Origin of the sequence: Pseudolysinimonas kribbensis, assembly GCF_030161895.1 — a bacterium.
In the GTDB taxonomy this organism is placed as follows: Bacteria; Actinomycetota; Actinomycetes; order Actinomycetales; family Microbacteriaceae; genus Pseudolysinimonas; species Pseudolysinimonas kribbensis.
In genome coordinates, this window is record NZ_BSVB01000001.1 from 1,422,669 (window position 1) to 1,435,940 (window position 13,272).

Consider the following 13,272-nt stretch of genomic DNA (forward strand, 5'->3'; position numbering starts at 1 on the left):
GTCTATGTGACTGCTGTGACGCGAGTGCCCAGCGTCAATATAGGGAATCGCGAGCCCCCGTGTCTAGGAGCGGCGACCCCATCTCGGCAGCCGCACCGAAACCCGCCGCTGCGCGCCCTGCAGCTTCTCCTGCGCCGCCTCGAGCGCCGCACGCGCCTGATGCGCGGTCTCCGCTGCCGTGCGGCCGAGCCGACCGCCGACCTCGGCGCCCGCCCAGGCCGAGAACGCACCCGACTCCAGCAGCGCGCCGGATGCCGTCCCGTCCGCCGCGGCGCCCCCGCGAACGGCGCGAGCCAGGCCTCGATCTCGCCGAGCGGTGCGGCATCCAGCCGGTAGTACCGGTGCTGCCCCTCCTCGCGCACGCTCACCAGATCGTGGTCGCGCAGCACCTTGAGGTGCTTGGAGACGGTCGGCTGGCTGATGCCGAGCTCGCTGACGAGTTCACTCACGCTCACCTCGTCGCCGCGATCGCGCAGGCTCCGGAGGAGTTCGCGCCGGGTGCCGTCGGCGAGCACGTCGAAGATGTCGCTCATCGCTCCAGGGTCGCACAGCACGCTCCCCGCTGGGAGGAGGTCGTTTCCGACCTCCCCGCGGAGCCGGTGCCGCCGGCCGTCTCGGCCGGCGGTTCCGGGGATAGCATCCAGGGATGGCCGGAACGCCGATCCGCCGGGGTTCGCTGCCGACCCGCATGGCCGACGCGATCGGCGACTTCTCGGTCGCCACGCCGGCCCGCTTCGCGCTCCTCGTGTTCGCCGGGCTGACCGCCCTCTTCGCCGTGCTCTTCTCGCTGCCGCCGGCCACCAGCTCCGGGCACGCCGCACCCCTGGTCGATGCGATCTTCACGGCCGTGTCCGTCATCTGCGTCACCGGCCTGTCGACGGTCGACATGGCGACGTTCTGGTCGCCGCTCGGGCATGTCTTCATCTTCGTCGGCGTCGAGATCGGCGGCATCGGGGTGCTCACCCTCGCGTCGATCCTCGGCCTCATCATCAGTCGCAAGCTCGGGCTGCGGCAGAAGCTGCTCGCCGCCGGCGACGCCAACCCGCTCAACCTGCGCAAGGGGCTGCGGGTCGACGCCCAGGCCCTGCAGCTCGGCGACACCGGCGGACTCATCGTGACGGTCGCCGTGAGTGTGCTCGTGATCGAGCTCGCGGCGGCGGTGCTGCTGTTCCCCCGGATGCTGCTGGCCGGTGACGATCCCTGGACCGCGGGCTGGCAGTCCGTCTACACGGCCGCCATGGCGTTCACGAATACCGGCTTCCTCCCCTCGAGCGCCGGCCTCGGTCCGTACGCGCACGACGCGTGGTTCCTCATCGTGCTGATGATCGCGGTCGGATTCGGGGCCATCGGCTTCCCGGTCATCCACACGCTGTCCCGGAACCCGTGGCATCCCCGCCGCTGGAGCCTGCACGTGAAGCTCACGATCGCGACCTTCCTCCTGCTGCTCGCGGGCGGGGCGCTCGCGCTGCTGCTGCTGCAGTGGGATGGTGCGCAGCGCGGCCTCGACCCCGGCCAGCGGATCCTGCAGAGCTTCTTCCAGTCGTCGATGGCACGCTCGGGCGGGTTCTCGACCGTCGACGTCGGCCACCTCGACGGGGCGAGCCTGTTCGTGACCGACATGCTCATGTTCGTGGGCGGCGGCTCCGCCTCGACCGCGGGCGGCATCAAGGTGACGACCCTGGCGATCCTGTTCCTGGGCGCATTCGCGGAGGCACGGGGCGTCGACGACATGGAGTCGTTCCGGCGGCGCATCCCGTCGGATGTCATGCGCCTGGCCGTCAGCGTCGTGCTGTGGGGGCCACGACCGTCGCGGCCGCGACCATCACGCTGCTCGTCATGACCCGCGCGCCGCTGGACGACGTGCTGTTCGACGTCATCAGCGCGTTCGCGACGTGCGGGCTCTCGACGGGTTTCACCGCGAGCGCGTCGGAACCGGCGCAGTACGTTCTGGCGGCCACCATGTTCCTGGGACGCATCGGCACCGTGACCCTCGCCGCCGCGCTGGCGGCGTCGACCCGGCGCCAGCTGTTCCGCCGACCGGAGGAGAGGCCCATCGTTGGCTGACGCATCCACCCCCAGCGACATCGCGAGCGACATCCCCGCCGACGCGCCCGTGCTCGTCATCGGGCTCGGCCGGTTCGGCGCCGCGACCGCCGGGCAGCTGGCCCGGCTCGACCGCGACGTGCTGGCCATCGACGAGGATCCGGCCCTCGTGCAGAAGTGGGCCGACCGGCTGACGCACGCGGTGCAGGCCGACGCGCGCTCGGTCGAGGCGCTGCACCAGCTCGGCGCCGGCGACTTCCCGGTCGCGGTGGTCGCGGTCGGCACCTCGATCGAGTCGAGCGTGCTCATCGCGGCGAACCTCGTCGACCTCGGCATCCGGCAGATCTGGGCGAAGGCGGTCAGCCAGGCGCACGGCACGATCCTGTCGCGCATCGGCGTGCACCACGTGGTCTACCCGGAGGCGGAGGCCGGCGAGCGGGTCGCGCACCTCGTCTCGAATCGGATGCTGGACTACATCCGCTTCGACGACGACTTCGCGATCGTCAAGATGCACCCGCCCAAGCCGCTGCGCGGCATCCCGCTCGGGCAGAGCGGCCTGCGCTCGAAGCACGGCGTCACGGTCGTCGGGGTGAAGCAGCCCGGCGGCGATTTCACCTACGCCTCGACCGAGACGGTGCTGCATGAGCGCGACATCGCGATCGTCAGCGGCTCGATCGGCGACCTGGAGCGGTTCGCTCGACTCAAGTGACGCTCGGCGCGACCCTCTCGCGCATCCGATCGACCGTTTGCCATCCGATGCGGCGCGCGGGGGACGATCGGATGGCAAAACGTCGATCGGATGTGGGGCGCGGCCCGCGCGGGTCACGCGTCGCCGTGGGCGAGCTCGCGGGCGCGATCGAGGGCTGCGGCGGTGGCGCGGTCGAACAGCCCGGTGAGGTCGGCCTCCTCGAGCACCGCGATCGCGCGCTCGGTCGTGCCCTTCGGGCTCGTGACGCGGCGGCGCAGCTCGGCAGGATCGACGTCGGATGCCGCCAGCAGCTCCGACGCGCCGCGGAACGTCTGCTGAACCATGAGCCGAGCGTCGGCATCCGAGAACCCCATCCGCAGCGCGGTCGCGGTGAAGCTCTCGACGAGCAGGAACACGTACGCCGGCCCCGAGCCGGAGATCGTGCTCAGGGCGTCGATCCGGTCCTCGGGCACCTCGACCACGGCGCCCGAGGTCTCGAAGAACGCGCGGGCGACGGCCGTCTGCTCGGCCGACACCCGCGGCCCGGATGCCAGCCCCGTGACCCCGAGGCGCACGACCGCCGGGGTGTTCGGCATCGCCCGCAGCACCGGGTTCGGCACGAGCGCCTCCATCGACGCGATCGTCACGCCGGCCGCGACCGAGACGACCACGGCATCCGGGTCGAGGTCGGTGCGGATCGACGTCAGCAGCTCGGGGATCATCGCGGGCTTGACGCCGAGCACCACGAGCCGCGCGCCGTCCAGGGCGGTGCGCTGGGCATCCGGATCGCGCTCCAGCGCCAGCGACGTGACGCCCGGCCCGCCGAGCGCCGCGGCCTTCGCGGCGGTGCGGTTGGTGACGGTCACGCCGCCGTGCCCGACGCCGGAGGCGATGAGTCCGGCGAGCAGCGCACCGCCCATCGAGCCGGCTCCGAGCAGGGCGATCCGGGGCAGCGAGGGGCTCACGGGTCGCGATCCTAGCTGGCGGGCCAGGGTAACTTGGAGCGCGTGAGCGCATCCGGCGGCGGCAAGGCGATCATCGCGGCGATGGCCGCCAACCTCGGGATCGCGCTGACCAAGCTCGTGGCGGCGCTGTTCTCCGGCTCGGCCGCCATGCTCGCCGAGGCGGTGCACTCGTTCGCCGACACCATCAACCAGGTGCTCCTGCTCGTCGGCGGCCGCCGCTCGCGCAAGTCCGCCGATCAGGAGCACCCGTTCGGTTACGGCCGCGAGCGCTACCTCTTCGCCTTCATCGTCTCGATCGTGCTGTTCTCGGTCGGCGGCGCCTACTCGATCTACGAGAGCATCCAGAAGTTCTTCGAGCCGCACCACGAGATCACGAACTGGTGGCTGCCGATCGCCGTCATCGTCATCTCGATCGGCCTCGAGGGTTTCTCCTTCCGCACCGCGCGCAAGGAGTCGCTGCCGTTCAAGGGCACCGGCTCCTGGATCTCGTTCATCCGCCGTGCGAAGGCGCCGGAGCTGCCGGTCGTGCTCTTCGAGGACACGGCGGCGCTCATCGGCCTGGTGTTCGCCCTGCTCGGGGTCGGCCTGACGGTGATCACCGGCAACCCGGTCTTCGACGCGCTCGGCACCCTGCTCATCGGCCTGCTGCTCGTGACGGTCGCGATCATCCTCGGCAGCGTCACGAAGAGCCTGCTGATCGGCGAGGGCGCCGAGCCGGATGTCGTGGAACGCATCCGCGACGCGTTCAACCAGCACCCGCAGACCGAGGCGCTCATCCACCTGCGCACGCTCTACCTCGGCCCGGACGAGATGCTCGTCGCGGCCAAGGTCGCCTTCCCGCACACCACGAAGCTCGAGCAGGTCGCGGAGGCGATCGACCAGATGGAGGTCGACATCCGCGCCGCCGTGCCCGTGGCGCGGGTCATCTACATCGAGCCCGACATCCTGCGCCCCGAACGCGAGGCGATGACGACCGACGCGATCGTCATCAAGTCGGCCGACTGAGCCCGTCGATCGCCTACTCGGCCGCCGGTTCGTACGTGCCGATCACGGCCAGCAGTTCGAGCTTCTGCGCGCTCTCCGAGCCCGGCGTCGCGGTGAACACGAGCAGCCGCTGCTGCGTCTCCGGGTCGAGCAGGGTCTCGCAGTCGAGCGTGAGCTCACCGACCTCCGGATGCACGAACCGCTTCGTGCGCACCTGCTTCTGCGCGACCTCGTGCTCCGCCCACAGCGCACGGAACTCCGCGCTCTCGCGCTCGAGCGCCGCCACGAGCTCGGCCGCCCGGGAGCCCGCCCCGCCTCGCCCGAGCGCATCCCGCAGCTCTGCGACCCAGACCCGGCCGTGCACGGCGTGGTCGTCCGAGTGGTACACCGCGCGTGAGGACGGGTCGGTGAACCAGCGGTAGACCGTCGAGCGGGCGAGCCCGGTCCACCGGGTCGCGTCGCCCAGCAGCGCGACCGCGAGCGGCGTCTGGAGCAGCGTCTCGCCGGTCTCGCCGATCACCATGGCCGGGGTGTCCTGCAGGCGGTCGACGATGCGCAGGATGCCGGGGGCGATGTGGTCGATGTCGCCCCGGCGGTCGGGCGCCGGGTGTCCCGCCAGCCGGAACAGGTGATCGCGCTCGGCGCGCGTCAGGTGCAGCCCGCGCGCGAGCGCCGTGAGCATCTGCACGGAGGGCTGCGGACCGCGCGACTGCTCGAGCCGTCCGTAGTAGTCGGCCGACATCCCGACGAGCTGGGCGACCTCCTCGCGCCGCAGGCCGCTCGTGCGACGACGCGGCCCGCGCGTCAGGCCGACGTCCTCGGGCTGCAGGGCCTCGCGCCGGGTGCGCAGGAAGTCGGCGAGCTGCGCGCGATCCATCTCCACGTCTCCATCGTCCTCGCCCTGCGCCGCCCGTGCCAGGGATCGCCGCTCCCCGGATAAGCGCGCCCTGGATGCCGTCCCCGCATCGGCGCATCCTCGAGGCATGACACGCATCGCCCTCATCACCGGCGGATCCCGCGGCCTCGGCCGGGCATCCGCGCTCGCCCTCGCCGATCACGACGTGGACGTCATCCTCACCTACCGCACCGGCGTCGACGAGGCCGCGGCGGTCGTCGCCGACCTCGAGGCGGCGGGCCGCACGGCCGTCGCGCTCCCGCTCGACACCACGATGCCGGAGACCTTCCCCGCCTTCGCCGCGACCCTGCGCGAGACGCTGCACGCGACCTGGGGTCGCGACGACCTCGACATCCTCGTGAACAACGCGGGCTACGCGCTCGACACCTTCTTCGGCTCGACCACCCGCGAGCAGATCGAGTCGCTGCTCGCCGTGCACGTCACCGGTCCGGTGCTGCTCACCCAGGAGCTGAGCCCGCTGCTGGCCGACGGCGGCGCCGTGCTCAACATCTCGACCGGCCTGACGCAGAACCTCGTCAACCCCGGGTACTCGGTCTACGCCGCGATGAAGGGCGCGGTCGAGGTCTGGACGCGCTACCTCGCCAAGGAGCTCGGAGCGCGCGGCATCCGGGTCAACGTGCTCGCTCCCGGAGCAACGGCCACCGACTTCGCCGGTGGCCAGATCCGCGACAACGAGGCCTACCAGGCCGGCATCATCGCCTCGAGCGCGCTCGGCCGCGTCGGGCAGCCGGACGACATCGGCCGCGCCGCCGCGGCGATCCTCTCGGAGGAGTTCGCCTGGGTCACCGGTCAGCGGCTCGAGGCATCCGGCGGCCAGGGCATGGGCAGGTGGACCCGTCCGGCCGCCTAGTCAGTCGACTGACCTGTTCCCCCGCGTCGAGCGCCTACGTTCGCATCGAACGGGCACGTTCGACCGCGCCTCGCAGATGCAAACGTAGGCGCTCGGCGCGGGAGTCAGAGCTCGGAGCCGCGGCGGCCCCGGAAGAAGTCGAGCAGGATCTCGCCGCACTCCTCCTCGAGAACGCCCGGCAGCACCTCGACCCGGTGGGGCAGGCGCCGGTCGCGCAGCAGGTCGTACCTGCTGCCGGCCGCGCCGGCCTTCTCGTCCCACGCCCCGAACACGACCCGCGGGATACGTGCGGCGAGGATCGCGCCGGCGCACAGCACGCAGGGCTCGAGCGTCACGACGAGCGTGCAGTCGTCGAGATGCCAGTCGCCCCGGATGGCGGCCGCCGCCCGGATCGCGACGACCTCGGCGTGCGCGGTGGGATCGCGGTCCTCCTCACGGCGGTTGCGTCCGACCGACAGCACCGCGCCATCCGGATCCAGCAGCACCGCGCCGACCGGCACGTCGCCGCCGGAGCGGGCGAGCTCCGCCGCCGCGAGGGCGGCGCGCATCGCGTCCTCATATGCCTCTGGGACGGCAGCGGCGGCGGCCATACCCTTGACCCTATGCGCGTCCATGTCGCCGACCACCCGCTCATCACCCACAAGCTCACCGTGCTGCGGGATGCGCGCACGCCGTCGCCGACGTTCCGCAACCTCGCGGAGGAGCTCGTGACGCTCCTCGCGTACGAGGCGACCCGCAACGTGCGCACGACCCCGATCACGGTGCAGACGCCCGTGGCCGAGACCCAGGGCCTCGCCATCAGCGATCCACGCCCGCTCGTGGTGCCGATCCTGCGCGCCGGGCTCGGGATGCTGGGCGGCATGGTCAAGCTGGTCCCGACCGCCGAGGTCGGCTTCCTCGGCATGGTGCGCGACGAGCAGACGCTGCAGCCCGCGATCTACGCGGAGCGGCTGCCCGACGACCTCTCCGACCGGCAGTGCTTCGTGCTCGACCCCATGCTCGCCACCGGGGGCTCGCTGATCGCCGCGATCGACTACCTCTTCGCCCGCGGCGCGGTCGACGTGACCGCGATCTGCCTGATCGGCGCCCCCGAGGGCCTCGCGGCGGTCGAGCGGGCGACCGAGGGCCGCAACGTGACGATCGTGCTCGGCGCGAAGGACGAGCGGCTCAACGAGGTCGGCTACATCGTGCCCGGCCTCGGGGATGCCGGCGACCGCCTCTACGGCACCGTCTGACCCCGCCCTGGGCGCCGCCGCGAACGGTCCGCGTCGCGCCGGACCCCGCGGCCATGGCACAATGTGACCCATGACCGCCCATCCGCGTACCCTGATCGCCCGCGAGGCCCTGGGGAACGCCGGCATGATGATGCCGGCGGCTGCGGTCATGTGCTGTCGAATGTGCGCCTGACGGATCTGACCCGTCCGAGTTCTCATCATGAACTCCCGCACGCCGGATCTGCCCGGCGATCCCACGCATATCGACAGCACCGCGTCGCCCGCGACGGATGAATCCGCGGGTGCCGCCTCCGATCAAGGATTCGACACCATGTCTCTGGCCACCCTCGCCCCCGTTCCCACCACCGCGCTCCCACCGGAGCCCGATCCGGCGCCGCGCCGACTGCGCGCGGTCCCCGATGGCACCGAGCCGCGCGGTTTCGCGCTCTACGTCGGCATCGACGAGAACGCCGCCGCCCTCGCGGGCACCGATCTGGGCGAGATCGTCCAGACGCTCAAGCGCGCGCTCGCGGCGATCGCACCGACCGCCGAGACCTACGCGGCGGTCGCGCTCGCGCCATCCGGTACCGGCGGCCGCGACGTCGACGTCGTGCGCCTCGCCCTGCAGGACCCGGCCGCCCTCGCGAAGCACCGCCAGACGGCGCCCGCGGCCGAGGCGCCCGAGCCGCGCGGCGGCGTCGTGATCGACATCTCCCGCAAGCGGGTGCAGCTCGACGGCGAGACCTCGCCGCTGACGTACAAGGAGTTCGAGCTGCTGCAGTTCCTGGTGCTGCGCGAAGGGCGCACGATCGACCGGCACGAGATCATCGCCACGCTGTGGGGCGACACCGACGACGACGAGACGCCCAACGAGCGCACGATCGACGTGCACGTGCGGCGGCTGCGTTCCAAGCTCGGCGCGTACGAGGACATCGTGCGCACCGTGCGGGGCGCGGGATACCGGTTCGACCGGCACGCGGATGTCACGATCCGCTACGCGTCGACGCCCTCTCCGGACGTCTTCTAGGAGGCTAGGCCGCCGCGAGCGCGACCACGCTCGTCGGCCCCGACACCCGGTGCACCGCGAGCAGCTGGTGCGGCTCGATCCCGCCGACGACGTGCACCGCGTCGGCGCGATGATCGGCCACGACCACGAGGTCGCCGGCGACGACGAGGTCACGCGGCCACGTGCCACCGGAGGCGAATTCGTGCGCGTCGACGAGGCCGCCCGGGGTGCGTCGCGCGTCGAGCACCGTGCCCGGCCCGCGGTTGGCCACCAGGATGCGATCGCCGACCAGGCGGATCGCCGACGGCATGATCTCGTCGGCCCCGGTCGCCGAGGAGCCGATGCCGCTCGCGAAGCCCGCCGCCCCGTCGAAGCCGTCCCAGCGCACCTCGCCGGAGAGCTCGCACGCGACGTAGAGCAGCCCGTCCGCGGCGACGGCATGCCGGGGTCCGCTGCCCGGCGGGACCGCGAGGCGAGCCGTCTCCCGGAGGGCGCCGCCGGGCGTGATCGTGATGCGGCGCACGAGGTCCGCGCCGAGATCGGGCACGAAGAAGGCGCCGTCGACCTCGACGACCTGGTGCGGGTGCGAGCTCTCCTGCCGCGCCGACGGACCGGACCCTTCGCAGCGCAGCTCGTCGAGCCGGCCGGCGATCGATCCATCGGCCTCGAGGCGGAACAGGCTGACGGAGCTGGTGCCGTAGTCGGCCGTGAGGAGGTGGGCACCATCGCTCGACACGCACAGGTGACTGGGCCGGCCCGGCGAGCGCCCGGCGCTGCGCTGCTCGAGCGCGCCCTCCGCATCCCACGCGTACGCGGTCACGACGCCCTGCGATCCGTCCTCGCTCGCCGCGTAGAGCAGCGGCAGCCGGGGATGCCGGGCCAGATAGGCGATGGGGCCGGTGGTGACGGCGCTCGCGACCCGCACCACCGAGTCGCCGGCCGGTGACGGGGCGAGCTCGAGGATCTCGATCCGGCCCCCGCCGGCGGAGCGGTGCGCCGATCCCACGGCCACGCGCCGCGGCTCGGCGCTCACGCGACCGCCTCCGTCGACCGCTCGAGGTCGAGGAGCCGGCGCCGCTCGCGCCGGCGCTCGGCCTGCCGGTCGGGGTCCGCGACGGGCGCCGCGAGGATGAGGCGCCGGGTGTAGGCGTGCGTCGGGCGCGAGATCACGTCGTCGACCTGTCCGGTCTCGACGATGTCGCCCCGGTACAGCACACACGCGCGGTCGCTGATGTGCCGGACGACGGCGAGGTCGTGCGAGATGAAGAGGTAGGCGACACCGGTGCGCTGCTGGATCTCGGCGAACAGGTCGAGCACGCGCGCCTGCGTCGTGAGATCGAGGGCGGAGACCGGCTCATCGCAGACGATCAGCCGGGGCTCCGGCGCGAGCGCGCGCGCGATGGCGACGCGCTGACGCTGTCCGCCCGAGAACTCCTGCGGACGCCGATCCGTCGCGTCGGAGGGCAGGCCGACCTGGTCGAGGAGCGTGCGCACCCGCGCGCGGGCATCCCGTCTGGACACGCCCTGCATGATGAGAGGCTCGGAGAGGATGTCGCCGATCGCCATCGCGGGGTTGAGTGAGCTGTAGGGATCCTGGAAGACGACCTGGATGTCCTTCGCGAGCGCCCGGCGCTCCCGCCGCCCGGCCGAGGTGATATCGCGCCCGTCGAAGCTGACGGCGCCACTGTGCGCCTTCACCAGTCCGAGCACCGTCCGGCCGATCGTGGTCTTGCCGGAGCCCGACTCCCCGACGAGGCCGAGGGTCTCCGACGGGGCGATCTCGAAGCTCACCCCGTGCAGCACCTCGGTCGCCCGCTTGCCGGTCCCGAACCGCACGCGCAGCTGGTCGACCGCGAGCAGCGCGCTCATCGCCCGGCCCCCACGGTCGACGCGTCGCCGCCGGCCGGTGCGCCCTCGTCGAGGATCGCATCGAGCAGCCCGCGCGTGTACGCGTGTCTCGGCGCCCGGAACACCTCCCGGGTCACGCCGGTCTCGACGATCTCGCCGCCGCGCATCACCGCGATCCGGTCGCAGATGTCGGCGACGACACCGAAGTTGTGGGTGACGAGCAGGATCGCCATGCCGAACTCCTTCTGCAGGTCGCGCAACAGATCGAGGATCTCCGCCTGCACCGTCACATCCAGCGCCGTCGTCGGTTCGTCGGCGATCAGCAGCCGCGGCCGGCACGCGACGGCTCCCGCGATGAGCACGCGCTGCGCCATGCCGCCGGAGATCTGGTGCGGATACGAGCGGAACACTCTCGGCGGATCCGGGATCTCGACCCGCGCGAGCAGGTCCAGCACCGTCTGCCGCGCCGCGCGCCGCGAGACCCGCAGGGTGTGGCGCACCCGCTCGGTGAGCTGGGATCCGACGGTGAACGACGGGTCGAGGTTCGACATCGGCTCCTGCGGGATGTACGACACGACGCGCCCGCGCAGCGACCGGAGCGCCGACTCGGAGAGCCCGACGAGCTCGCGCCCCTCGAGGCGGACCGAGCCCCGCGTGACGCGGGCCTCGGGGGCGAGCACTCCCAGGACGGCGAACGCGGTCTGCGTCTTGCCGGAGCCGGACTCGCCCACGAGCCCCACGACCTCGCCCTGGTCGACGGTCAGGCTCACGCCCTTGACCACCTCGCGGGCACCCGTGGTGCCAGGGAACGAGATCCCGAGATCCTCGATGGCGAGCATCGGCTCGTCGTCCCGCTCGACCGTCGCCGTGACCACCGATGTCGGGATCGCGGACGTGACCAGTCGAAGACCCTGTGCCGGCTTCTGCCGCTTGATGCGCGGGCCGCTGAACGCGTCGCGCAGCGAGTTGCCGAACAGCACGAGGCATCCGGTGAAGATGCCGAGCGAGATGCACGGCCACACGAACTGCAGAGGGCTGGCGTAGATGTTGTTGAAGCCGGAGTAGATCATGAGGCCGAAGCTCGGCACGTCCTTCGCCCCGACGCCGAGGAACGCGAGACCGGACTGCGCCGCGATGGCCGACCCCATGAGAAACGCCGTGTTGACGATGATCGGACCGCGCACGGCAAACAGCACGTGGCGGGCGAGGATCCGGACGTCGCCGAGGCCCGACACCTTGGCGGCGTCGATGTAGAGCTCCTTCTTCACGCCCAGCACGAGGTTGCGGACGATCCGGTAGGTGCCCGGGCTCATCAGCACGCCGAGCACGAGCATGGTCCATCGATAGTCGCCGTGGGTCAGCGGGAGCAGCACGATGAGGGTGATGAGACCCGGGAAGGTCATGATCAGGTTGAAGAGCCACTCCGTGCTGCTGCGCACCGCGGTGCCGAAGTAGCCGCCGACCAGGCCGGCGATCACCCCGATCGCGAGGGCGACGCTCGCGCCGATGAGCGCCGAGACGGTGGCGGTCTGGAACGAGTAGAGCAGCCGCGACAGGATGTCGCGCCCGCTCTCGTCGCCGCCGAGCAGATATCCGGGCGTGCCGGTGGGCAGGTTGATCGCGTCGAGGCTGGCGGCGTTGGGGTCGTGCGGCGAGATGAGCGGGCTCAGGAGGCCGGCGAGGAACAGCACGATGAGGATGATCGCGGTCGCGACCGCCTGCGGATCGCGCCGCAGATGTCGCCACACCGAGCGGCGCGGCACCACCGAGATCTGCGCGTCGTCGGGCTCCGGGATCAGCGTGGTGCTCAATGCAGTCTCGCTTTCGGGTTGAGGTAGCCGTTGGCGACGTCGGCGATCAGGTTGATGACCGTCACCAGCACGACGCTCACGAGCGTGACGCCCATGATGACCGGCACGTCGATGTTCTGCGCCGAGCTGAAGGCGAACGATCCGAAGCCCGGGAGCGCGAACACGTTCTCGATGATCACCGAGTGGCTGAAGAGCGAGATGAACTCCAGCGAGATGACCGTGAGCGCCGGGCTGCCGGCGTTGCGCAGCGCGTGCTTGAGCACGATCGACCGCGCGGGGAGGCCGGCCGTGCGCAGGGTGCGCACGTAGTCCTTGCTCAGTTCCTCGATCATCGATCCGCGGACCTGCGCCGTGATGCTCGCCATGCCCGCGATCACGAGCACGACCACCGGAAGGGTGACGCTGCGCAGCCAGCCGACCGGGCTGTCGATGAACTGGACGAAGCCGGTGGCCGGGAAGATCTTGAGCTCCACGGCGAAGACGACGACCAGCACGATCGCGGTCAGCAGCGCCGGGATCACGTGCCCGACGAGCGAGATGCTCTGCGCGATCCGGTCGGGGGCGCCGCTTCGCGATGCGGCCCACACGCCGAGCGTGACGCTGAGGATCACCGCGATCAGGAGCGCCGGGAAGACGATCGACATCGTGACAACGATGTGCGACAGCACCGTGGGGGCGACCGCCGAGCTGGTGAACAGCGATGTGCCGAGGTCGCCGCGCACGGCGTGACCCAGCCAGTCGACGTACTGCACGACGACCGGGCGGTCGTACCCGAGGGCGTGTGTGCGTCGCGTGATGTCGGCCGCGGTCACGTCGGGCCCGAGCAGGGTCGAGACCATATCGCGGAACGACCCGCTCAGCAGCAGGTAGGTGATGAAGGTCACCAGGACCGCGAGCACCACTCCGATGAGCAGGCGCCGGAGCACGTAGGCAAGCACGGGATCGAA

General features: G+C 71.6%; 13 protein-coding genes and 1 pseudogene. 6 read left to right on the top strand and 8 right to left on the bottom strand.

All coding sequences use genetic code 11. The annotated features are described in order from the left end of the window. Window positions 1-2 precede the first annotated feature (2 nt). Window positions 3-533, bottom strand: a complete 531-nt coding sequence (locus tag QQK35_RS07955; protein ID WP_284253698.1) for an ArsR/SmtB family transcription factor — start codon at window positions 531-533, stop codon at window positions 3-5. A 113-nt stretch (window positions 534-646) separates the two neighbouring features. Between QQK35_RS07955 and QQK35_RS07960 the strand changes: the two are divergent. Together QQK35_RS07960 and QQK35_RS07965 are read left to right on the top strand one after the other, a co-directional pair. After that, window positions 647-2,064: pseudogene (locus tag QQK35_RS07960) on the top strand (TrkH family potassium uptake protein). Beyond that, the gene (locus QQK35_RS07965) at window positions 2,057-2,752 is read left to right on the top strand and encodes a potassium channel family protein (RefSeq protein ID WP_425564925.1); all 696 of its coding nucleotides are present in this window, start codon (window positions 2,057-2,059) and stop codon (window positions 2,750-2,752) included. The pseudogene QQK35_RS07960 and the gene QQK35_RS07965 overlap by 8 nt, the downstream one beginning before the upstream one ends. Window positions 2,753-2,865: 113 nt before the next feature. Here QQK35_RS07965 and proC read toward each other — a convergent pair whose 3' ends face one another. After that, window positions 2,866-3,696: a pyrroline-5-carboxylate reductase gene (gene proC, locus QQK35_RS07970; protein WP_284253699.1), complete on the bottom strand. Its 831-nt coding sequence runs from the start codon at window positions 3,694-3,696 to the stop codon at window positions 2,866-2,868. A gap of 42 nt (window positions 3,697-3,738) precedes the next feature. Between proC and QQK35_RS07975 the strand changes: the two genes are divergently transcribed. Beyond that, entirely contained in the window at window positions 3,739-4,701 is a 963-nt protein-coding gene (locus tag QQK35_RS07975) for a cation diffusion facilitator family transporter (protein ID WP_284253700.1), read from the top strand. Window positions 4,702-4,714: 13 nt separating this feature from the next. Here QQK35_RS07975 and QQK35_RS07980 read toward each other — a convergent pair whose 3' ends face one another. Beyond that, window positions 4,715-5,557 (bottom strand): helix-turn-helix transcriptional regulator, encoded by an 843-nt coding sequence (locus QQK35_RS07980; protein ID WP_284255645.1) that lies wholly within the window; start codon window positions 5,555-5,557, stop codon window positions 4,715-4,717. A 106-nt stretch (window positions 5,558-5,663) separates the two neighbouring features. On the opposite strand from QQK35_RS07980, the gene QQK35_RS07985 reads away from it, so the two are divergent. Next, a complete protein-coding gene (locus QQK35_RS07985; protein WP_284253701.1) occupies window positions 5,664-6,446 on the top strand; it encodes an SDR family NAD(P)-dependent oxidoreductase in 783 nt (260 codons plus the stop codon). 104 nt (window positions 6,447-6,550) lie between these two features. Here the strand turns inward: QQK35_RS07985 and tadA are convergent, their stop codons facing one another. Next, on the bottom strand, window positions 6,551-7,036 hold the full coding sequence (gene tadA / locus QQK35_RS07990) for a tRNA adenosine(34) deaminase TadA (RefSeq protein WP_284253702.1): 486 nt from the start codon (window positions 7,034-7,036) through the stop codon (window positions 6,551-6,553). A 12-nt stretch (window positions 7,037-7,048) separates the two neighbouring features. Between tadA and upp the strand changes: the two genes are divergently transcribed. Both upp and QQK35_RS08000 read left to right on the top strand, forming a co-directional pair. Next, window positions 7,049-7,681, top strand: coding sequence for a uracil phosphoribosyltransferase (upp, locus tag QQK35_RS07995; RefSeq protein ID WP_284253703.1), 633 nt, complete (start codon window positions 7,049-7,051; stop codon window positions 7,679-7,681). A gap of 310 nt (window positions 7,682-7,991) precedes the next feature. Next, window positions 7,992-8,687, top strand: a complete 696-nt coding sequence (locus QQK35_RS08000; protein WP_284253704.1) for a winged helix-turn-helix domain-containing protein — start codon at window positions 7,992-7,994, stop codon at window positions 8,685-8,687. A gap of 4 nt (window positions 8,688-8,691) precedes the next feature. Here QQK35_RS08000 and QQK35_RS08005 read toward each other — a convergent pair whose 3' ends face one another. The 4 genes from QQK35_RS08005 to QQK35_RS08020 are packed head-to-tail and all read right to left on the bottom strand — an operon-like array spanning window position 8,692 to window position 13,263. Then, on the bottom strand, window positions 8,692-9,699 hold the full coding sequence (locus QQK35_RS08005; protein WP_284253705.1) for a lactonase family protein: 1,008 nt from the start codon (window positions 9,697-9,699) through the stop codon (window positions 8,692-8,694). Beyond that, window positions 9,696-10,535, bottom strand: coding sequence for an ATP-binding cassette domain-containing protein (locus QQK35_RS08010; RefSeq protein ID WP_284253706.1), 840 nt, complete (start codon window positions 10,533-10,535; stop codon window positions 9,696-9,698). Before QQK35_RS08010 ends, QQK35_RS08005 begins: the two co-directional genes overlap by 4 nt. Then, window positions 10,532-12,325 carry a dipeptide/oligopeptide/nickel ABC transporter permease/ATP-binding protein gene (locus tag QQK35_RS08015; RefSeq protein ID WP_284253707.1) on the bottom strand — a complete coding sequence of 598 codons (1,794 nt, stop codon included), beginning with the start codon at window positions 12,323-12,325 and terminating at the stop codon, window positions 10,532-10,534. The genes QQK35_RS08010 and QQK35_RS08015 overlap by 4 nt, the downstream gene beginning before the upstream one ends. Next, the gene (locus QQK35_RS08020) at window positions 12,322-13,263 is read right to left on the bottom strand and encodes an ABC transporter permease (protein ID WP_284253708.1); all 942 of its coding nucleotides are present in this window, start codon (window positions 13,261-13,263) and stop codon (window positions 12,322-12,324) included. Before QQK35_RS08020 ends, QQK35_RS08015 begins: the two co-directional genes overlap by 4 nt. Window positions 13,264-13,272 lie beyond the last annotated feature (9 nt).

Excerpts from the sequence above, each read along its gene's own strand:
- QQK35_RS07955 (WP_284253698.1), bottom strand. The coding sequence starts at position 533 with ATGAGCGACATCTTCGACGTGCTCGCCGACGGCACCCGGCGCGAACTC.
- QQK35_RS07980 (WP_284255645.1), bottom strand. The coding sequence starts at position 5,557 with ATGGATCGCGCGCAGCTCGCCGACTTCCTGCGCACCCGGCGCGAGGCC.
- QQK35_RS07985 (WP_284253701.1), top strand. The coding sequence starts at position 5,664 with ATGACACGCATCGCCCTCATCACCGGCGGATCCCGCGGCCTCGGCCGG.
- tadA (WP_284253702.1), bottom strand. The coding sequence starts at position 7,036 with ATGGCCGCCGCCGCTGCCGTCCCAGAGGCATATGAGGACGCGATGCGC.
- upp (WP_284253703.1), top strand. The coding sequence starts at position 7,049 with ATGCGCGTCCATGTCGCCGACCACCCGCTCATCACCCACAAGCTCACC.
- QQK35_RS08000 (WP_284253704.1), top strand. The coding sequence starts at position 7,992 with ATGTCTCTGGCCACCCTCGCCCCCGTTCCCACCACCGCGCTCCCACCG.
- QQK35_RS08010 (WP_284253706.1), bottom strand. The coding sequence starts at position 10,535 with ATGAGCGCGCTGCTCGCGGTCGACCAGCTGCGCGTGCGGTTCGGGACC.